This is a genomic window from Roseibium sp. 10G30-5 (assembly GCF_055809635.1).
In genome coordinates this window covers 476,922-495,713 of record NZ_CM147918.1, presented here as the reverse complement: position 1 = coordinate 495,713, position 18,792 = coordinate 476,922, and the positions used below count along the sequence as shown (strand labels likewise).

Annotated in this window: 19 protein-coding genes and 2 pseudogenes; 9 read left to right on the top strand and 12 right to left on the bottom strand. The window is 56.7% G+C overall.

All coding sequences use genetic code 11. From position 1 onward, the window contains the following. The first annotated feature begins 105 nt into the window (after positions 1 to 105). From secF to AC0L7U_RS02515, 3 genes are all read left to right on the top strand, one after another. Positions 106 to 738 carry a protein translocase subunit SecF gene (gene secF, locus AC0L7U_RS02525; RefSeq protein WP_473693549.1) on the top strand — a complete coding sequence of 211 codons (633 nt, stop codon included), beginning with the start codon at positions 106 to 108 and terminating at the stop codon, positions 736 to 738. A 9-nt stretch (positions 739 to 747) separates the two neighbouring features. Next, positions 748 to 1,146: an Mth938-like domain-containing protein gene (locus AC0L7U_RS02520; protein ID WP_473693547.1), complete on the top strand. Its 399-nt coding sequence runs from the start codon at positions 748 to 750 to the stop codon at positions 1,144 to 1,146. A gap of 95 nt (positions 1,147 to 1,241) precedes the next feature. Further along, positions 1,242 to 2,093 carry a phytoene/squalene synthase family protein gene (locus AC0L7U_RS02515; RefSeq protein WP_473693545.1) on the top strand — a complete coding sequence of 284 codons (852 nt, stop codon included), beginning with the start codon at positions 1,242 to 1,244 and terminating at the stop codon, positions 2,091 to 2,093. A gap of 48 nt (positions 2,094 to 2,141) precedes the next feature. Here the strand turns inward: AC0L7U_RS02515 and AC0L7U_RS02510 are convergent, their stop codons facing one another. Next, a complete protein-coding gene (locus AC0L7U_RS02510; RefSeq protein WP_473693543.1) occupies positions 2,142 to 3,023 on the bottom strand; it encodes an NAD(P)/FAD-dependent oxidoreductase in 882 nt (293 codons plus the stop codon). 340 nt (positions 3,024 to 3,363) lie between these two features. Next, positions 3,364 to 4,770: pseudogene (trmFO, locus tag AC0L7U_RS02505) on the bottom strand (methylenetetrahydrofolate--tRNA-(uracil(54)-C(5))-methyltransferase (FADH(2)-oxidizing) TrmFO). A 224-nt stretch (positions 4,771 to 4,994) separates the two neighbouring features. Here trmFO and AC0L7U_RS02500 point away from each other — a divergent pair. Further along, complete coding sequence (locus AC0L7U_RS02500) at positions 4,995 to 5,630, top strand: hypothetical protein (protein ID WP_473693541.1); 636 nt, start codon at positions 4,995 to 4,997, stop codon at positions 5,628 to 5,630. Between the two features lie 83 nt (positions 5,631 to 5,713). Here the strand turns inward: AC0L7U_RS02500 and AC0L7U_RS02495 are convergent, their stop codons facing one another. The 5 genes from AC0L7U_RS02495 to AC0L7U_RS02475 all read right to left on the bottom strand — a co-directional run bounded on the left by AC0L7U_RS02495 (position 5,714) and on the right by AC0L7U_RS02475 (position 8,479). After that, the gene (locus AC0L7U_RS02495; RefSeq protein ID WP_473695630.1) at positions 5,714 to 6,712 is read right to left on the bottom strand and encodes a DHA2 family efflux MFS transporter permease subunit; all 999 of its coding nucleotides are present in this window, start codon (positions 6,710 to 6,712) and stop codon (positions 5,714 to 5,716) included. After that, positions 6,681 to 7,106 carry an MFS transporter gene (locus AC0L7U_RS02490; protein WP_473693539.1) on the bottom strand — a complete coding sequence of 142 codons (426 nt, stop codon included), beginning with the start codon at positions 7,104 to 7,106 and terminating at the stop codon, positions 6,681 to 6,683. Before AC0L7U_RS02490 ends, AC0L7U_RS02495 begins: the two co-directional genes overlap by 32 nt. Next, positions 7,073 to 7,279, bottom strand: coding sequence for a hypothetical protein (locus tag AC0L7U_RS02485; protein ID WP_473693537.1), 207 nt, complete (start codon positions 7,277 to 7,279; stop codon positions 7,073 to 7,075). Before AC0L7U_RS02485 ends, AC0L7U_RS02490 begins: the two co-directional genes overlap by 34 nt. Continuing rightward, positions 7,276 to 7,596 (bottom strand): hypothetical protein, encoded by a 321-nt coding sequence (locus AC0L7U_RS02480; RefSeq protein WP_473693535.1) that lies wholly within the window; start codon positions 7,594 to 7,596, stop codon positions 7,276 to 7,278. The genes AC0L7U_RS02485 and AC0L7U_RS02480 overlap by 4 nt, the downstream gene beginning before the upstream one ends. A gap of 97 nt (positions 7,597 to 7,693) precedes the next feature. Then, positions 7,694 to 8,479, bottom strand: a complete 786-nt coding sequence (locus AC0L7U_RS02475; RefSeq protein ID WP_473693534.1) for an HlyD family secretion protein — start codon at positions 8,477 to 8,479, stop codon at positions 7,694 to 7,696. A gap of 290 nt (positions 8,480 to 8,769) precedes the next feature. Here AC0L7U_RS02475 and AC0L7U_RS02470 point away from each other — a divergent pair, with 290 nt between their 5' ends. After that, a complete protein-coding gene (locus tag AC0L7U_RS02470) occupies positions 8,770 to 9,333 on the top strand; it encodes a MarR family winged helix-turn-helix transcriptional regulator (protein WP_473693532.1) in 564 nt (187 codons plus the stop codon). A 183-nt stretch (positions 9,334 to 9,516) separates the two neighbouring features. Here the strand turns inward: AC0L7U_RS02470 and AC0L7U_RS02465 are convergent, their stop codons facing one another. The 5 genes and pseudogenes from AC0L7U_RS02465 to uvrA form a co-directional block, all read right to left on the bottom strand. After that, positions 9,517 to 9,666, bottom strand: a complete 150-nt coding sequence (locus AC0L7U_RS02465; protein ID WP_473691811.1) for a DUF1127 domain-containing protein — start codon at positions 9,664 to 9,666, stop codon at positions 9,517 to 9,519. Positions 9,667 to 10,043: 377 nt separating this feature from the next. Then, positions 10,044 to 10,193, bottom strand: coding sequence for a DUF1127 domain-containing protein (locus tag AC0L7U_RS02460; RefSeq protein WP_473693530.1), 150 nt, complete (start codon positions 10,191 to 10,193; stop codon positions 10,044 to 10,046). Between the two features lie 332 nt (positions 10,194 to 10,525). Next, on the bottom strand, positions 10,526 to 10,939 hold the full coding sequence (locus AC0L7U_RS02455) for a hypothetical protein (RefSeq protein WP_473693528.1): 414 nt from the start codon (positions 10,937 to 10,939) through the stop codon (positions 10,526 to 10,528). A gap of 58 nt (positions 10,940 to 10,997) precedes the next feature. After that, positions 10,998 to 11,147, bottom strand: coding sequence for a DUF1127 domain-containing protein (locus tag AC0L7U_RS02450; RefSeq protein ID WP_473693526.1), 150 nt, complete (start codon positions 11,145 to 11,147; stop codon positions 10,998 to 11,000). Between the two features lie 323 nt (positions 11,148 to 11,470). Continuing rightward, positions 11,471 to 14,366 (bottom strand): annotated as a pseudogene (gene uvrA / locus AC0L7U_RS02445) (excinuclease ABC subunit UvrA). A 731-nt stretch (positions 14,367 to 15,097) separates the two neighbouring features. Between uvrA and AC0L7U_RS02440 the strand changes: the two are divergent. From AC0L7U_RS02440 to AC0L7U_RS02425, 4 genes are all read left to right on the top strand, one after another. After that, on the top strand, positions 15,098 to 15,652 hold the full coding sequence (locus tag AC0L7U_RS02440) for a single-stranded DNA-binding protein (RefSeq protein WP_473693524.1): 555 nt from the start codon (positions 15,098 to 15,100) through the stop codon (positions 15,650 to 15,652). A gap of 641 nt (positions 15,653 to 16,293) precedes the next feature. Then, on the top strand, positions 16,294 to 17,175 hold the full coding sequence (locus AC0L7U_RS02435; RefSeq protein WP_473693522.1) for a L,D-transpeptidase scaffold domain-containing protein: 882 nt from the start codon (positions 16,294 to 16,296) through the stop codon (positions 17,173 to 17,175). Continuing rightward, positions 17,114 to 17,800, top strand: a complete 687-nt coding sequence (locus AC0L7U_RS02430) for a L,D-transpeptidase scaffold domain-containing protein (protein WP_473693520.1) — start codon at positions 17,114 to 17,116, stop codon at positions 17,798 to 17,800. The genes AC0L7U_RS02435 and AC0L7U_RS02430 overlap by 62 nt, the downstream gene beginning before the upstream one ends. Then, a complete protein-coding gene (locus AC0L7U_RS02425) occupies positions 17,769 to 18,788 on the top strand; it encodes a L,D-transpeptidase family protein (RefSeq protein ID WP_473693518.1) in 1,020 nt (339 codons plus the stop codon). Before AC0L7U_RS02430 ends, AC0L7U_RS02425 begins: the two co-directional genes overlap by 32 nt. Positions 18,789 to 18,792: the final 4 nt, after the last annotated feature.

The window sequence follows — 18,792 nt, the reverse complement described above, 5'->3', positions numbered from 1 at the left end:
CATGGGTGATGTGCAGGTTCAGCAGTTCGGCAAGCCCGATGATGTGCTGATCCGCATTCAGGAACAGCCAGGGGCGAAAAGGCGCAGCAGCAGGTTGTCACCAACGTGCGTCAGGCCTTTGCCAAGGACAACGTCGAGTTCCGCCGCATTGAAGTGGTGGGGCCTCGCGTTTCCAGCGAATTGGCGCGGGCCGGTCTTTTGGCCGTCGGTGTGTCGCTGGTGGCGATTCTGATCTACATCTGGTTCCGCTTTGAGTGGCAGTTCGCGCTTGGTGCGATTCTGACAACGATGAACGATGTCCTTGTGACCATCGGACTTTTCGTTGTGCTGCAACTCGACTTCTCGCTGTCGTCGATTGCGGCGGTGCTGACGATCATTGGGTACTCGCTCAATGATACGGTGGTGGTTTACGACCGTATCCGCGAAAATCTGCGCCGCTACAAGAAGATGGGCTTGCCGGAACTGCTTGATCTTTCGATCAACGAAACATTGTCACGTACGACGCTGACTTCGTTCACCACCCTGTTGGCATTGTTTGCGCTGTGGGCGTTCGGTGGCGAGGTCATCCGGTCGTTCACGCTGGCGATGATCTTCGGGATCGTGATCGGGACCTATTCCTCGATCTTCCTCGCAGCGCCTTTCCTGATCTTGTTCAACCTGCGCAGCAACAACAAGAGCGGGTCGGACACTGAAGCCAAGAAAAGCGAAGGCGGGGCCGTTGAGGCTCCGGCCTCCTGAGGTTAGCTGATGGAAATTCGGGATGCACATTTTCCGGGTCGGGCGCCGGTTGATGCCTACGGCAATGGCGGTTTCCGCTTTGCCCAGATGTCGCACCGAGGGTCGATCCTGTGTGTCCCGAGTGGAATTTACGGCTGGACGCCAACGCGCCCAGCCGATCTCTCGCTGGAAATGTTTGACCGTGTTCTTGAAGAGGCCTCCGACATTGAGGTGCTTCTGGTGGGAACGGGAGACGACATGATGCCCTTGCCCGACGCGCTGAAGGCGGCTTTGCGTGAGGCTGGCGTGATTTGCGAAGGCATGTCGACAGGGGCGGCTGTTCGCACGTTCAATGTCATGTTGTCGGAGGAGCGCGCCGTCGCTGCAGCTTTCATTGCCGTCGACAATTCCGAGCGTGGTCCGCGCTAGGAGAATGACAACGCTGGATTGAGCAACCCGTTTTGGTGGTGGCGATATCTCGCGCCGCCTTTTGTTTTTGTGCTGCCTTTCCCATATGGTCTTTCATGACATCCAATTTTGAACATGCCTCCAGCCTTGTGTATGAGCAGGATCGGGATCGCTTTTTGTCGGCGCTGTTTGCACCGGAATCTGAGCGCTCGGGCCTGATGGCGCTTTATGCCTTCAACACAGAGTTGGCACGGGTTCGTGAGCAGGTGAGTGATCCACTCCCCGGACAGGTGCGCCTGCAATGGTGGGTGGATTTTCTGGAGGGGAGTGAGCATGGCGCAGCCTCAGCCAACCCGGTGGCCGCCGCTCTTTCCGAGACGATTAAAGCCTATAACTTGCCACGATCTGCCTTGACCGCCATGACGGAAGCGCGTGAGTTCGACGTCTTCAACGATCCGATGCCGACCTTGAGCGATCTGGAAGGCTATTGTGGCGAGACTGCCGGGGCCTTGATGCAGCTTGCCGCCATTGTTTTGAACAAGGGCAAAGATCCGCAGACGGGTGAGATCGCCGGGCATGCCGGCGTCGCCTACGGGCTTTGTGGGCTCTTGCGGCTTCTGCCGATCCATGCAAGCCGTCGCCAACTCTATTTGCCCACAGACCTTCTGGCGCGGCACAATGTTGATGTCGAGACGATTTTCGCGGGCAAAATGACGCTGGAATTGCGGGCCGCGCTGGGTGAAGTCGCACAGCACATTACCCACCATCTTGGACGTGTGAAGCGAGATTGGGACAGTGTGCCGGCGCATGTGCGCGCGGCGTTCCTGCCGTTGGTTCTGGTTCAGCCTTTCGTCACCCAAGTGCTGTCAAAAGATCATGATCCCTTGACCCAGATCGCCGAGGTGTCGCAATTCAAGCGCCAATGGCGACTTTGGCGCGGATCACATAATTTGAAACGTCGTCTCTGAGTGGTTTCGAGCGGGCCTGTCAACCGTGACAGGCTCGCGTTTTGCGCCTCAAAAGACCAGCGAGGCGTGCAATTGCGCGCCAGCCCAAGATCCGTCTCCCACGGCCAGCGCCAGAGAATGTGGTATCTTGGCGGTGTCTCCGCACGCATAGACGCCAGCACAACTGGTTTCCTTGCTGTCTGATGTCCAGACCTGCGTGCCGAATGGTGTGTCCATGATCTCGCAGCCCAGAGAAGCTGCAACCGGTGTCGACGGAGCGCAGACCGGAGCCGTGAACAACCCGGCGAAGCTGAGTTGTTTTCCCCGCTTCAGCACCACATCTGCGACCCCTTCGATACGCACGATTGGCTGATCTTCAACCGTAATCTGTCTCTGAGACAAGTCGGCAAGCATCTCCGGGTCCAGTGTGAGCTTTGCATCGGTGAGCAGTGTCGTCGGGCCCCATTCCGGCAGGATGCGCGCCTGATGCAAGGATCCGGGGCCGGTCGCGATAACGGCAATGGGGCCTTCATTCAATTCGTAGCCGTGGCAATAGGGACAATGGAAGACGCTTTTGCCCCAGCGGTCTTGAAGGCCGGGGATGTCGGGAAGAATATCACTGACGCCGGTTGCAAACAGAACGCGGCGGCCTGCATGGCGCTGGCCATCCTGCAAGGTGATGTTGAAGGCATCCTTTGTTCCTTCAACTTTCTCAACTAGGCCGTCGATCCATGTGATCGTTGTGTAGGCCAGAAGTTGCTGGCGGGCCGTGGCGGCAATGTCTCCGGGCGGGGTGCCATCCTGACCGAGAAAGCCATGAGCATGGGTGGCAAAACGATTGCGGCGAAGGCCTGCATCAACAATCAGAACCCGCCGCCTTGCCCGCACGAGTTGCAGGGCTGCTGCCATTCCTGAATAGCTGCCGCCGATGATGATGACGTCATAGGCCATTGTCTTCTCCTTGAACGCATGACTTCGATTGCGCTGCTGGTCCCGGACCGTCAGCCTAATTTTCAAATTTATCGTAACTTCAATTATTACAATTCGAAGTGCATTTCAAGGGTTGAGCGATTGGGAGAGTTTCGTCTTCGGTTGGCCGCGCCGCGCGGACGCGCTTACTGCTTGTGAAACTGAGTCAGAGAAGAATAATAAGTCTTTGAAAAATTGACTTAAAATAGAAAAAGGTCATGAGGAGGTTGTCTCTCTCATGACCTTTCATATTGCGGTGGTGAAGTGCTCACGCTGCTGTTTTTGGGCAGCGTGCAGATGACGTAGAAGACTTCGGGCGGTTTCAGTCGAGTTGGCTGATCCAACCCTCAAAATCGTCCTTCGCCCGATCTGTCATGGCAATCTTCTTGGCGCGCGTCTTGTCTTTGCCCCGCAGACGATTGCCGTCCGCATCAGTCTTCGGCCCGGTGATGGGCGGGAACAGCCCGAAGTTGACGTTCATCGGCTGGAAAGAGCGTGGTTTGCCCTTCTGATCTTCTTCCTCATCGCGGGCGATATGGCCGCCTGTGATATGTCCGAGCAGGGCGCCCATGGCCGTTGTCTGGGGCGGAGCGTCGATGTCGCGACCCAGGCGTTCCATGGCGGCAAACAGACCTGTCATGCAGCCAACACTCGCAGATTCCACATAGCCTTCACACCCGGTGATCTGTCCAGCGAAGCGCAGACGCGGATCAGCCTTGAGGCGCAGACTGCCATCCAGAACCTTTGGTGAATTGAGGAAGGTGTTGCGATGCAGGCCACCAAGACGGGCGAATTGTGCGTCTTCGAGACCAGGGATCATCTTGAAGATGTCAGCCTGTGCGCCGTATTTCAGCTTCGTCTGAAACCCGACCATATTATAGAGCGTGCCGAGGGCATTGTCCTAGCGCAACTGCACCACCGCATAGGCCTTCACCGTCGGGTTGTGTGAATTGGTCAGACCCATCGGCTTCATCGGACCGTGGCGCAGCGTTTCACGCCCGCGCGCGGCCATCACTTCAATCGGCAGACAGCCGTCGAAATAGGGAGTGTTTTCCTCCCACTCCTTGAAGTCGGCGGTATCGCCCGCCACAAGAGCGTCAATGAAGGCGTCATATTGCTCCTTGGTCATGGGACAGTTGAGATAATCCTTGCCGTTGCCGCCGGGACCAACCTTGTCGTAGCGCGACTGGAACCAGGCGATATCCAGATTGACACTGTCGAAGTGAACAATCGGGGCAATGGCATCAAAGAAGGCCAGTGCGTCTTCACCACAGCGTTGCAGCACCGCGTCGGACAGAGCGGGAGATGTCAGCGGACCGGTGGCGACAATAACACTGTCCCACTCTTCGGGTGGCAATCCTGCAATCTCTTCGCGTTCTATGGTAATCAGCGGGTGCTCTTCCAAAGCCTTGGTTACGGCCGCAGAAAATCCATCGCGGTCAACGGCCAGCGCACTTCCCGCCGGCACCTGATGAGCATCGCCGGCCTGCATGATCAAAGATCCGGCGCGGCGCAATTCATGGTGCAGCAGGCCCACGGCGTTGGATTGGCTGTCGTCAGATCGGAACGAGTTGGAGCACACCAGTTCGGCAAGGCTTTCGCCTTGGTGAGCATCCGTCTTGCGCACCGGGCGCATTTCGTGGAGAACAACCGGAATGTCGAATTTGGCAATCTGCCAAGCGGCTTCCGACCCGGTCAGGCCGCCGCCAATCACATGGATGGGCTTCATTTGGGATCCTTCAGGAGGTTTGGCGGTTCACATGCAGGACTGGCAATTCTTACAGTATCTGTAGGCTCAGGTCCGATAGGGCCGTACGCAACACATTGCTGCCTGCTTACAAGAATGGGGCGGGTCTCGCAATGCCCGCCTTTTTGCTTGCTATCAGTTTGTCATGCTTTCTAGGATCGGGCGCATCGGAGCCCCGTACCAAGGGCGACAGGGAGAACCGGGGAATGAAGAACAGCAGTCTGCGTTGGTTCGGGGGTGCGACCTCGCTGATGTGTGTCGCCTTGTTGGGCGGATGCGCCGGGCAGATCAACGGTGGTGTCGGAAACTGGTATGCCGCGCGCAAGGCCCCTCAACCCAAGGCAGACCGGGTCTATGTCTGTAGCGGATTTGGGTGTACCTACACCACGCCGGTGCCGTTCTCTGCCCATGACCAGCATCGCCTGAAGCGTATTCTGACGTCTGGCAATCGATCTCCCAAAGCAGAACTCAAGGCCGTTGCCCGTGCTGTTGCATGGGAAGAAAAGCGGGTCGGGCCGATTGTTCATTCCAGCCATGACAAAGGTGGCTTTCATCCCGGCGGTGCGCGGGTGATGGGGCAGATGGATTGTCTTGATGAGGCGACAAACACGACCAGCCTGCTGTTGTTTGCGCAGCGTCATGGCTATCTGAAATATTATAAGGTCGGTTCGCCGGTGGCGCGGGGCTTCTTCCTCGATGGGCGCTATCCACATGCCACCGCCACGTTGGAAGAAAAGACCAGCGGCAAGCGCTATGCGGTTGATTCCTGGGTGCGGGACAATGGCAAGTTGCCGATCATTCAGCCTTTGCAGAAATGGTTCGACACCTGGCCTGAAGGCTGATCCTTATGATTTGGGTTTTATGGCTTCTTGAAAGGCGACGACGGTGATCTCCCGCCACCTTTCAAGAAGCCGCATCCGGGGCCTTAGTGAGCTCCGGATGTTGCGTGGGCAGGTTTTTTCAGGAAGAAAATCAGCGGCATTCCAATGACAAACGAAGCGGCCAGCATCAGGAAGACATCGTTCCAGGCCATGATGTTGGCTTGCAGCGAGACCTGACGTGTCAGTTGTGTCATGGCCGCAGCCTTGGGGTTGCCGATCAGGGGATTGTGCGAAAACATATTCTGCATTTGCGCAATCTGATTGGTCACTTCGGCCCGGGTTCTGGACAGGCTTTCGACAAGCCACCAGTAATGCCGATCATAACGACCGTCCCATTCCGTGTTGATCATTGCCAGACCAACGGCACCGCCCATGTTTCTGAACACATTGAACAGGCCGCTGCCGCCACTGACCAGCGTCGGAGGTAGGGTGCCAAGGGCGACTGAGGTAATTGGGACAATGCACAGGATCAACCCGCAGCCGCGCACCACCTGTGGCAGCACAAGGTTCCAGAATGCGACTTCCGTGTTCATCTGCGCGTTCAGGTAACATCCCAGGGCGACCATAGGAAAGCCGACGAGAAGGATCAGCCGCGGATCTATTGCGCTGCTCAACCGGCCGGCAAGAGGGGCGGTGCAGAACATAGACACGCCGGTGACGAACATCACTTCGCCGATTTGCAGCGAGCTGTAGGAGCGTACCTGCGACAGAAATTGGGGCAGGATGAAACTCTGGCCGTAAAGACACATCCCCAGCACAAACGTCAGAATGCAGCCAAGCGTAAAGTTTCGGTCCTTGAAGGTATGCAGCTCCATCACAGGATGCTTGGCCGTCAATTCCCGCCAGAGCAGAAGGACCGCAGACGAGGCCGAGATGATGGCGAAGATCAGGATCGAGCGATCCGCGAACCAATCGTTGCGCGGGCCCTCATCCAGCACGATCTCCAGAGATCCCAGAAAACCTGCAATTAGTACGATGCCCAAAATGTCGATCTGCCGTAGCAGGGATTTATCACCCCGGTCGATCTCCACGACAATGGCCACCGACAAGGTGACGATGATGCCTGAGTACGATGTTGATCAGAAACAGCCAGTGCCATGAGAAATACTCGGTGATATAGCCGCCCAACGTCGGGCCGATGGCTGGCGCCACCGTTGCCGTGAGACCGATCACGACCGTGCCGATCATTCTCTGGCTTGGCGGCAGAAGCTTGTAGTTGGCTGCAAACACCGTTGGGATCATCGCCCCGCCAATGAACCCCTGGATGGCGCGAAAGGCGATAAGAGACTGAATGTCCCAAGCGAAGGCACAGCAGGCACTGGTGACGGTGAAGCCAGCCGCCGACATGACGAACAGCCAGCGGGAAGACATCACCTTGGCGAGCCAGCCTGACAGGGGGATCATCACCACCTCTGCCACCAGATAGGCTGTCTGCACCCACGTGACCTGATCCAGGAGGCGGACACGCCCGCCTGAATTTCAGGCAGCGAACTGGCCACGATCTGAATGTCGAGGATTGCCATAAACATGCCCAGAACCATCAGGAAGAAGCCGAAAATGCCGCCACGCGGCGTGATTGGCTCAAGGTTCTGGGTCTGGGCGTCGCTCATTGATCAGCCTTCTGGCGGGTGTCGACCGTGACTTCAACCGAGGTGCCCGCGCGAGGCAACAAGCCCTTTTCCGGGATGTGGTCGAAGAGGATTTTTACCGGAACACGCTGAACGATTTTGGTGAAGTTGCCCGTGGCGTTTTGTGGAGGCAGTACGGCGAATTCCGCCCCGGCTGCGGGCGACAGGCTGTCGATGTGGCCGTCAATGGTGTGGCCATTCAGCATATCGAGCGAAATCTTGGCACCCATACCGACGCGGAATTTCCCAATCTGGGTTTCCTTGAAATTGGCCAGAACATAGATGGCGTCATCGGGCACGACGGACAGAAGCTGTGTCCCTGTGCCGACATATTCACCAACTTCGATGCCACGGTTGCCGACGATCCCGGCGCGGGGTGCACGAATTGTGGTGCGGTCAATATTGATCTGCGCCGTTTCCTGAGCCGCCTGCGCAGTTTCCAGTACTGGCTTCCTGCTGTTTCTTCTGAGCTGTCAGAACGGCGATCTGGCCTTGCGTTGAGGCAAGGGTCGCCTTCGCAGATCTGACCTTGGCCTTGGCCGTCTCAAAGGTCATACGGGTCTGTTGAAGATTGCGCCGTGCAGTTGCGCTGGTCTCCACCAGTTTCTGATCCCGTTGATAATCCTCTTCGGCGAAGGAGAGCGACGCCTGAGCAGAATCAACGTCTGCCTGTGCGGCCTTGATCTTGTGCTGTTGCTGGGCAAGAGAGGCTTCCGTGCCCGCAAGCGCTGCGTTGGCCGAATCAATATCAGCTTTCGCCTTTTTCAGGGACGCCTGATAATCGCGCGGATCGAGTTTGACGAGGACCTGTCCCTTGTCGACATGCTGGTTGTCGCGCACCGGAATGGCAATCACGGCACCGCTGACCTGGGCAGAGAGATTGGCGATATCAGCCTTGACGTAAGCGTCATCGGTGTCTTCGGTAAACCGGCCGGTTGTCCACCAGTTGTAGGCAAACCAGCCGATGGCACCGAGAACGATCACGGCAATCAGCAAAAAGACGATTTTCCTTTTCGAACCGCCTTTCTTGACTTTCTCTGCCGCGGCGGCCGGTCCACTGGGAGAGGGCGGGCTGGTTTGCGTATCGGTTGTGTCTGGCGTGAAGTCAGCCGTTTCCTTCGGCGTCGAAGAAGACGGCTCCTGTGCGCGTTGATCAAGCTGGTCGTCTGTGTGACGGCTCATGTATTTGGCTCCTGACGCCATGGGACCCGTGTGGCGATGTCCGGTCGCCGCAAGTGGGGTGTCTGGCTGAAAGAGGGGAAGGCTCTGGCAGTCAGAACTGGCTTTGCGGGGCTTTTGAGGAAAGACAGGCCGCCACCGACTCTCGGTCTTGGCGTGCTGGTATCCCTCACAAGAGATCGACAGGAAAGGGGCTACGATCCACCGGTATTGTCTGTTCACCAGATGGATCTGGGGTCCTTGCGTTGCAATAAATTGTTCGGTACCTTACAAATATTGTTAGGGGGTGAACAATGTCAAGAGGAAGAGTGCCGGTGACCGGTTTTACGACGACGCAGCCGCCGAAAGAAGCGCTGCCAAGGTTTGAGGAAAACTTGACCAAGAGCCAGCTTTCGGGCCTTTACACGATTTTCAGCATGCGCGTGACCGTGCAAAAAGTGGATAATCTGTTGGGGCGCTGGTTGTCGGCCGAGTGTCTTTCGCCGCCTCGATTGCAGGTGCTTGTTGTTCTCTGGGCTGCCGCAAAGCCTATTCCGCAACGCGATATTGTCAAGCATATGAAAGTGTCGCGGGCGAGCGTTTCCGAACTGGTCGATCTGCTGGCGGCAGAGGGGCTGGTGGAAACGCATACCTGTCCGACCGACAAGCGTGTGGTGCTCGTTTCTCTGTCACAAAAGGGTCAGGACCGCACGGTCCAGACAGTGCGTGCCAATGGGGCTCGGTTTCGCGAAATCCTTGGAAATTTTTCCGATACGGAACTGGTTGAGATGCAGAATCGTCTGACGGCGATCACAGGCGCTCTGCAAGAGGCGATCGAGCAATATGATGACGCGGCAAAGGCGGATCCTGACGTTTGAGGTGTTACCTGCGAACCTTCACGCAACAATGACTATTCCTAAGATGCTCAAGAATAAGACATAAAAAAACACCTGCCAGGGGGAGGATCCTGACAGGTGTCTTTGGGAGGTTCTGCCTGGGAGGAGGCAGACTAACGACAACCGGTCCTTGGGAGGAGGAGATGGACCGGAGATCGAAACTTTTTAAACGGTAGCAGCCTGAGCGGTGCGACGGATGTCAGCACGCGCCATACCGAGGTCTGCGAGCTCACGATTGGAGAGCTTGCTGAGTTCGTCGTATGTGCTGCGGAACTTTTTCCAGTTCTGATACTTGCGAGCAAAGCTGTTGATCATGGTTTTGGCCTTCTATCTCTATGGCCAGCGATTTCTTCAGTCCGGATGACTGAGACGTTGGCCCGTTCCCTTTGATGATCTGAAGATAGTCCTTCAGAAGACCTTGAGGTAGAGGGCAAACCGCACGGCAGCTATGCCGAACATGCAAGGCTTGCAATGCGTTAAGCGTTCATCTTGCAAGACACTCTGTGCCAGCACCATGCGGCGCGGTGCCGCATGGTGCTGATCAACTGGATTGGCAGCATTGCATCAGACATAAAAAACACCTGCCAGGGGGAGGATCCTGACAGGTGTCTTTGGGAGGTTCTGCCTAGGAGGAGGCAGACTAACGACAACCGGTCCTTGGGAGGAGGTGGTGGACCGGAGATCGAAACTTTTTAAATGGTGGCAGCCCATGCGTTACGAACAACATCGCCACGCGTCATGCCACGCTTCTCAAGATCACTGTTGGTGAGCTTGGACAGCTCATCGTAGGTCTTGCGGAATTTTTTGTAATCCTGGTAAGCGCGAACGACATTGTTCAGCATGGTCTCGGCTTTCTGTTCAGTGCGGCCTGCCAGCTTGTCCAGTCCGGATTGACTGCGCGGCGGGTCCGTTCCTTTTGATGACTTGAAGATAGTCCTCTTCGATGGATTGAGGTAGGTGGGTGGACGCAAGGCAGCTATGAGTTTTCTGCAGGGCTTGTGCAGTGCAGCAATGCGTGGGGCCGAAGATCACCATATGGAAACGTCTCAAATCCGTTTGACGTATCATTTCGATTTTCAAAGGGAGAAGACGCCTGGACTGCGACCCCAACGGCGCTTGCCGAAGGAGGAGAGCTTCGGCAAGCGCGGGTCGTTTACCGCAAATACGGCTGTCGTCAGACCGGATCGAGGAGGAGCTGCAATCTGCCGACACCATTGCATATCGGTGCGGCGAGGGAGGTCTTCAAGTCTTTGTGATCAGTAAAGGCACTTATGAAGTTTGGAAACGTCAACCGTGTTTCTTCACGCCAGCCTGAATCAGTTGGTTTCTGGCTGATTTCGGCTCTGCAACGAAAATCACGTCGCTCGATCTGATCGAAACCGCGAGCTTGCATGTAGGGGGTGTTGCGCTTTGAATGTGCTTTCACGATCCCGGCATGGATGCGGCAGGTTCTGAAGCTGGTCGGCAATTCTTTGGGAAGAGATGCATCTGTCCGCAGTTGCAGACAAAAAAAGACGCTCGCCAGTGGGAGGAGGTACTGGCGAGCGTCGTTTTCGACTTGGCAGGATGGGAGGAGGATATCCTGCACATGTCACACGTTTCTGGGTCTGGGAGGAGGTGACCCGTACGAAACGCGATTTCTAACCTTAAAGGACAGAGCCGCGAGCTACGTGGCGAATGTCGTTCCGGTTAATTCCGAGGTCGGACAGTTCGCGCTGCGAAAGGCGAGACAGCTCATCGACCGTGCGGCGGTAAATCCGCCAGTTGTTGTATTTGCTTGCTACAGTGTTAAACATTTTATCTTCCTGAATGCGGCGGCGCAACATATTTTTTTGCGGCGCGTCATCGCTGTGTTGAGACCTATATAGTTTGCTGACTGAAATTAATGAAGCGCGTTTTCTGCAATGCAGTTATGCGTGTGGTGCATTGCGGCGGCGGCGGCCTGCTGCCTCAGGTCTCCGTAAAAAGAACAGGGACGGAAGACATGGTGTCTTCCGTCCCTGTTTGGATTGGTCTCTCCTGCCAGTGTCGTCCTGACTGTCCTGCTGTCGGCCTGCCGAATGTTTATCAAGGCAGTGCGGGCATCTGGCCTCTGCGGTTTTTCGTCCGTGACGGCGGGTTATTCGGCAGCGTCTTTCCGGATCACTTTCTGAGGGCGGCGGTCCAGCAGCTCAGCCAGGAACTGTCCCGTATAGCTGCCCTTGATCTTGACGAGGTCTTCAGGTGTTCCCGCGCCGACGATAGTGCCGCCGCCTGTGCCGCCTTCCGGACCCAGATCGATCAGCCAGTCTGCCGTCTTGATGACCTCAAGGTTGTGTTCGATGACCAGCACGGTGTTGCCTTGATCAACAAGTTCATGAAGGACTTCCAGCAGTTTGGCCACATCATGGAAGTGTAACCCTGTGGTGGGTTCGTCAAGAATATAAAGAGTGCGCCCGGTCGAGCGGCGAGAGAGTTCCTTGGCCAGCTTGACGCGCTGCGCTTCGCCGCCCGATAGGGTTGTCGCCTGCTGCCCGACCTTGACGTAGCCAAGCCCGACCCGCGTCAGCGTTTGCATCTTGTCGCGAACGGCAGGAACGGCTGCAAAAAACTCCGCAGCTTCCTCGACAGTCATGTCCAGAACGTCGGCGATGGATTTGCTCTTGAATTGAACTTCCAGCGTTTCGCGATTGTAGCGTTTGCCCTTGCAGACGTCGCATGTCACATAAACATCCGGCAGAAAGTGCATTTCGATCTTGATCAGGCCGTCGCCCTGACAGGCCTCGCAGCGACCGCCTTTGACGTTGAAGGAAAATCGTCCGGGACCATAGCCGCGCGCCTTGGCTTCCGGCAGTCCTGCGTACCATTCGCGGATTGGCGTGAAGGCACCGGTATAGGTCGCCGGATTTGAGCGTGGCGTGCGGCCAATCGGTGACTGGTCAATGTCGATGACCTTGTCGAGATGTTCCAACCCGTCAATCCGGTCATGGGGGGCTGGGTTCTCGCGCGCGCCATTCAATTTGCGCGCCGACGCTTTGTACAGTGTGTCGACGACGAAGGTTGACTTGCCGCCGCCTGATACACCCGTCACACATGTGAATGTGCCAAGGGGGATGTCGGCATCAATGTGCTTCAGATTGTTGCCGCGTGCGCCGATGACCGACAGCTTGCGGTTTTTCGTCATCTTGCGACGTTCACTTGGAACTTCCACCATGCGGGTGCCGGACAAGTATTGCCCGGTGAGCGAGGCTGGCGCTGCCTTGATGTCGTCTGGCGAGCCGGATGCGATGACTTCCCCACCGTGTACGCCGGCCCCCGGTCCCACATCCACCACATAATCAGCGGTCAGGATGGCATCCTCGTCATGCTCGACGACGATGACCGTGTTGCCGAGATCGCGCAAATGCTTCAGCGTTTCCAGGAGGCGGGCATTGTCGCGCTGGTGCAGGCCGATGGAGGGTTCGTCCAGCACATAAAGCACACCGGTCAGGCCCGAGCCGATTTGCGAAGCCAGGCTGAATACGCTGGCTTTCGCCACCAGACAGGGTTCCGGATGCGCGCGACAGGGTCAGATATTCCAGCCCCACGTCATTGAGAAATTTCAGGCGCTCACGAATTTCCTTGAGAATGCGCCCGGCGATTTCCTGATGCTTGCTGCTGAGTTTTGCGGGCAGTTCTTCGGCCCAACCTGCCGCTTTGCGGATTGAAAGCTCCGTAACCTGCCCAATGTGCTTGTCAGCCACCCGGACGGCCTGTGCTTCCGGTCGCAGCCGGTAGCCCTGACAGGCGGGGCAGGGTTGGTTCGACTGATAGCGCGACAGTTCCTCGCGTACCCATGCCGATTCTGTTTCGCGCCAGCGCCGTTCGATGTTGCCGATGACGCCCTCAAAGGTTTTCTGAGTGCTGTAGCTGCGAGTGCCGTCATCATAGACGAAATCAATTTTTTCCCGACCCGTGCCATGCAGAATGGCCTTTCGAACCGGCTGCGGCAACTCCTTCCAGGGCGTTGTCATCGAGATGTCGAAATGGTGCGACAGCGCTTGCAGGGTCTGGGTGTAATAAGGAGACGTCGCGCCGGTCTTGGCCCAGGGCAGAATGGCACCTTCGCGCAGGGAGAGCGTCTCATCCGGCACGACCAGGTCATCTTCAAATGCCAGTGTGCTGCCCAACCCGTCGCAGGTCGGGCAAGCGCCAAACGGGTTGTTGAAGGAAAACAGGCGCGGCTCGATTTCCGAAATGGTAAAGCCAGACACAGGGCAGGCGAATTTTTCGGAGAAGACCATACGCTCCGGTTTGCCTTTGGCATCCAGCTTGTCGGCGAGCTCTGCCACCGCAATGCCGTCGGCCAGTCCGAGCGCAGTTTCGAGGGAGTCGGCCAGACGACCGGCAATATCGCCACGTACCACAACACGGTCGACCACCACGTCAATGTCATGCTTGAATTTCTTGTCGAGGGCAGGCGCGTCGGCAATTTCGTGGAATTCACCATCGATCTTGACCCGCTGAAAGCCCTTTTTCATCAGGTCTGCCAGCTCTTTACGATACTCGCCCTTGCGGCCGCGAACAATCGGAGCCAGCAGATACAGCCTTGCGCCTTCTTCGAGCCCAAGGACACGGTCAACCATCTGACTGACCGTCTGGCTTTCGATGGGCAGACCAGTGGCAGGGGAATAGGGAATGCCGACACGCGCAAACAACAGGCGCAGGTAGTCGTAGATTTCCGTCACCGTGCCCACGGTTGAGCGTGGATTGCGAGATGTTGTCTTCTGTTCGATGGAAATGGCTGGCGACAGCCCTTCAATCTGATCAACATCCGGCTTTTGCATCATTTCCAGAAACTGGCGGGCGTAGGCGGACAGACTTTCCACATAGCGTCGCTGGCCCTCGGCATAAATGGTGTCGAACGCCAGAGAGGATTTGCCGGAACCAGACAGGCCGGTCATGACAATGAGTTTGTCGCGTGGCAAGTCCAGATTGACGCCTTTGAGATTATGCTCGCGCGCGCCGCGGATCGAGAGAGTGCGAACGGGGTCCACGGGGGTGGAGATCGGGCTATCGGTCATTCAAGGCGGTTCCTGGTTCGTGCAGCGCAGATGAAAGGTGTCTGTTTGTCAGGCGTGAAGCTCATAATGCAGTTCGAAAGGCCGTCGCCGACCATCTTGGCTCGAAGCGGACGCCTGGGCTTCGGGTGTCAAAATGACCGCGCTTTTAGTTTGGGTCGGAGGTCGGGCTCACCCCAAGTCTTTTTCCAACTCGCATTCCTGAGTTCACATCTAGGCCACATGGGCCTGATCATGGGGCACGTCAAGCGGCGCGGCACTGGCGTTTTCCGACGAGCGCCGCGTTCGGTCCCCGGTCCTTGTCTGAGGGAATGCCACAGCAAAGGGTTTGGTTTCATTGGCGGGCATCTGAATGTCTCCATTCGAGCCTATGTGGCAGGGCGATTGACTTTAGAACATATAAGGAACATTTTGGTATTCATGCAATGCCTTTTTGCAGGTGTTTTGCCCTTTTTGGTCTCTGATGAGTGGGAAAGGCCCTGCGATCGGCCTATTTTGCCTGCTGGTTGATCTGGGCGCTGGTGATGGAGCCCTGCAAGGCAGTGCATGAAACGGGAGAGGCTTGTGGAAAGGCGGGCTTTCTTGCCAAAAAGCAACGGCGCGCCGGGGAAATTGGCGTTACTGTCAGGCCAAATTAAGGCTCGCGTCCTGGTCGCTTGATTGCGGATTGCACGTGGCCACTTATCAGAATTCAAGGAGTTTGCGTCATGGCGGGAAGCGTCAACAAGGTCATTCTGGTCGGGAATCTCGGAGCGGATCCTGAAATTCGGCGCACGCAGGACGGGCGTCCAATTGCAAACTTGCGCATTGCGACTTCGGAAAACTGGCGCGACCGCAGCTCTGGCGAACGTCGTGAGCGCACTGAGTGGCACCGCGTTGTGATCTTCAACGAAGGTCTGTGCAAGGTTGCTGAGAACTATCTGCGCAAAGGCTCCAAGGTTTATATTGAAGGTCAGTTGCAAACGCGTAAGTGGCAGGACCAGGGTGGTCAGGATCGCTACTCCACCGAGATTGTGCTTCAAGGATTCAATTCGACTCTGACCATGCTGGATGGTCGCGGCGAAGGTGGTGAAGGCGCAGGCGGCGGCGGATATGGCGGCGACAATTCCGGTGGCGGCGGCTACGGCGGCGGCCAGAGTGGCGGTGGTAACCAGGGCGGTGGTTATGGCGGCGGCAGCCAGGGTGGCGGTGGTGGTGACTACGGCGGCGGCAACTTTGGTGGCGGTGGTGCCGGATCCATGGATGATGAAATTCCGTTCTGATCTGGCCCTTCTGTTCAAGGGGGCTCATTTAAGGCATGGCCCCTTGAGACGCGAACTGGTTTTATCTCGCCTTTTGATCCGACAAAAGCCCTTGCGAATGGCAGAACTTTCTTTCCGTCCGGGCATTTGATGAGGGGGGCGCTGTGTCGTTGCCTCTGGTGTTTTTTGAGTGGGGCAGGTTTAATCGTCAGGTCTTGATCTTTTTTCGGGTCAGCCTGAAATGATCTTGCGGCCACCTTTGTTTTTGGTGCGCCGTGGAGACGTGAAACTCTTCAGGCCAAAACGAAGTGTTAACGCTATCGTGATTAGGCTGGGGGTGACGTGGACTGTCTTTTTGCGGGAAACCTTGAGCTTGCTGGTGTTCGTTCGGGTATCTGTCCTGATCTGGCGGTGAGCGGGTTTTCAAAAAAGCGTTTATGTTGCGAAAAAGTTGCACCCTCGCGTAGAATTCGGAACGGCTGGGAATGTGAATTCTCAAAACCCGGCTGAATGATGTACGTCGTAGGATATTCATTGCAGGGCGCAGGTGCCTTGCAACTCCGACCGGTTTCTTATTTGAAAAGGGCGGGATGTTTCATGAATGGGTTCGGGGGGCGAGCCTTTTTTGATGCTGACATCCCGTGTGACGCAGGCGATTGAAAATGATCCAGAACATGGCTGAGACGACATCCGTGACCCCCAAGGCCGAAGGGGCGCCGACAGGCCGCAAGTCACGGTCTGGCAACCGGGTGATAGCAGCACTTGTGGCCGGCACCATGACCACGGCGCTGACCGGTGGCGTTCTGGCTACGACCATCCAGACAGCTGACGCTCAAGGCTTCTTCCAACGCCTGTTCAACCCGCGTGAACGCGAGCAGCCGCGTGAGCAGCTTCAGCCAATTCAGCCTGTGCAACCTGCTCGCCCGTCATGGGAGCAGGAAATTCGCGCCAACAAGGTGTATGTCAAGCCGCACGTTTATTATAACTACAAGCCTGATACGCTGATCAATGTGTCGCTGTCTGAGCTGGCAAGTGTGAAAACGGCCAAGGCTGACACCGGCCTGTCTGGTGCCGGCGATACGATGACCACCTTGCCTTTGTCGTCCTTTGATCAGTCGCGCTCCGCCTTGCAGGGCATGAGCTTGCGGGTTTTGCCGCAGGTCGGCGAGGCTTTGAAGACTTATTACAAAGAACATCCGAAATTCATCTGGGTCAAAGGCGATGCGCTGACACCGGCTGCTCAGGAAGCGCTTAAGGCTCTGGCGCGGGCCAGTGAATTCGGGTTGAATCCGGACGACTACCGGGTTGATATTCCGGCGATGGCTCAGATGCCGTCCCAGACCATGTCGAGCATCGACAACACCGGCGATACGACAGCCTCTTCGGCACGTGTTTCCGACACGTCAGCCATGACGACGGCGTCGACCGGGGATGCAAAGACCAGTGGAATGACGACGCTCGCAGGCGACGATCAGACTGCAAATGCAGCCACGAGCGACACGAGCGGATCTGGTTCTCTGCTGCCAGGCTGTCTCCTCGGATGAGGCACAGTCGGCCACTGCGCAGGATGCCGTCGACACGTCAGCGGATATGACGGCAGATAGCCAGTCGTCGGTCAGTGTCACCGATGGAAGTGATGCGACGGCGATGACGGTCTCTTCCGGCGATACAGTTGATGCGTCTTCGGATATGAGCGCCGCATCCAGCGCTGGTATGGCACCGACGCCGGATGCAGGCGCTATGGCGACATCCGACGATATGAACTCTGCGACGACTGGCTCGGATATGGCGACACCGTCGCAGCCGGTTGCTGATGCACCGGAGCCAGCCGTCAAGGTGGCACCGGAAATGGTCGCCTTCGAAATGAAGCTCAGTGCCGCTGTCATGACCTACATGCTGGATGCAAATCGTGGTCGTATTGATGCCGATGGCCTGTCGGATTATCACGATTTGCCGCGTCGCAAGGTCGATCTGGTCGCTGATATGGATGGCTTGCAGAAAACAGCAGGTGAGCAGGGCGATGTTGCCAGTGCCATTGAAGCGCATCAGCCACAGGGGCCAGAATTCAAGGAACTGACCAAGGAGTTGGCCAATTTGCGCCAGGAAGGTCAGAGTGCTCCGCACATTCAGATTGAAGATGGCACCTTCATTCGTCCCTGGTCAGACTGACCCGGAATTGCCGGACGTGATTGCTGCAATCCGCAAGAAGGCATCGCTCAAGCTGATCGGAGAAAATTCCGAAACACTGTCCGCCTATGCTGATGGTGACAGCTACACGCCGGAGCTGGTGGCGCTGGTGAAGGGGTTCCAGAAGGAAAAGCACCTGACCGCCGACGGCATCATCGGCAAGAACACGGTCGACAAGTTGAGCTTCATTACCAACGACGACAAGATCGAGAAGATCGAGCTGGCGATGGAGCGTCTGCGTTGGTTGCCGCGCGACCTTGGTAAGCAGCGTGTGTTCATCAACCAGCCCGCTTTCCGCGTGACGTATACTGCGCCGGGCCGCGACCCGTTGAGCATGCGTGTGGTGGTTGGCAAGAAGAACCACCAGACCAACTTCTTCTACGACAAGATCCGCTACGTCGAGTTCAACCCTTATTGGGGTGTACCGTATTCGATCATCGTCAATGAGATGATCCCGAAACTGTCGAAAGATCCGCATTATCTCGACAATGCTGGCTATGAAGTCACCACTATGTCGGGTCAGAAGGTGTCGTCTGCTTCGGTCAATTGGTACAAGGTTGCTGCCCGCAAGGAACTGATCAACGTGCGTCAGTATCCGGGCCCGCGCAATGCTCTCGGCCAGCTGAAGATCATGTTCCCGAACAAGCATCACATTTACATGCATGACACGCCGGAGAAGAGCTTTTTCCGTCGCGATGTGCGCGACCTCAGCCATGGTTGTGTGCGCTTGCAGCATCCGCGTGTGATGGCAGCCGCAGTTCTTGACCGTGACAAGAGCTTTGTCGATCAGCAGATCAGCGATGGCCAGAATGATCAGGTCAAGGTGCCTAAACAGATTCCTGTCTATGTTGCCTATTTCACCGCTTGGCCGACAACCACCGGCAAGGTGCAGTATTACAACGACGTTTATGATCGTGACATGTATCTGCAACGCGCAATTGATGCGACGGAACGTGTTCGCGAAGGCTGAGAAC

Coding starts and splice junctions, on each gene's coding strand:
- AC0L7U_RS02435 (WP_473693522.1), top strand. CDS start 16,294: ATGATCCAGAACATGGCTGAGACGACATCCGTGACCCCCAAGGCCGAA.
- AC0L7U_RS02475 (WP_473693534.1), bottom strand. CDS start 8,479: ATGAGCCGTCACACAGACGACCAGCTTGATCAACGCGCACAGGAGCCG.
- AC0L7U_RS02470 (WP_473693532.1), top strand. CDS start 8,770: ATGTCAAGAGGAAGAGTGCCGGTGACCGGTTTTACGACGACGCAGCCG.
- AC0L7U_RS02520 (WP_473693547.1), top strand. CDS start 748: ATGGAAATTCGGGATGCACATTTTCCGGGTCGGGCGCCGGTTGATGCC.
- AC0L7U_RS02425 (WP_473693518.1), top strand. CDS start 17,769: ATGGCACCTTCATTCGTCCCTGGTCAGACTGACCCGGAATTGCCGGAC.
- AC0L7U_RS02500 (WP_473693541.1), top strand. CDS start 4,995: ATGAAGAACAGCAGTCTGCGTTGGTTCGGGGGTGCGACCTCGCTGATG.
- AC0L7U_RS02485 (WP_473693537.1), bottom strand. CDS start 7,279: ATGAGCGACGCCCAGACCCAGAACCTTGAGCCAATCACGCCGCGTGGC.
- AC0L7U_RS02460 (WP_473693530.1), bottom strand. CDS start 10,193: ATGCTGAACAATGTCGTTCGCGCTTACCAGGATTACAAAAAATTCCGC.
- AC0L7U_RS02510 (WP_473693543.1), bottom strand. CDS start 3,023: ATGGCCTATGACGTCATCATCATCGGCGGCAGCTATTCAGGAATGGCA.
- AC0L7U_RS02515 (WP_473693545.1), top strand. CDS start 1,242: ATGACATCCAATTTTGAACATGCCTCCAGCCTTGTGTATGAGCAGGAT.
- AC0L7U_RS02465 (WP_473691811.1), bottom strand. CDS start 9,666: ATGATCAACAGCTTTGCTCGCAAGTATCAGAACTGGAAAAAGTTCCGC.
- AC0L7U_RS02450 (WP_473693526.1), bottom strand. CDS start 11,147: ATGTTTAACACTGTAGCAAGCAAATACAACAACTGGCGGATTTACCGC.
- AC0L7U_RS02430 (WP_473693520.1), top strand. CDS start 17,114: ATGCAGCCACGAGCGACACGAGCGGATCTGGTTCTCTGCTGCCAGGCT.
- AC0L7U_RS02440 (WP_473693524.1), top strand. CDS start 15,098: ATGGCGGGAAGCGTCAACAAGGTCATTCTGGTCGGGAATCTCGGAGCG.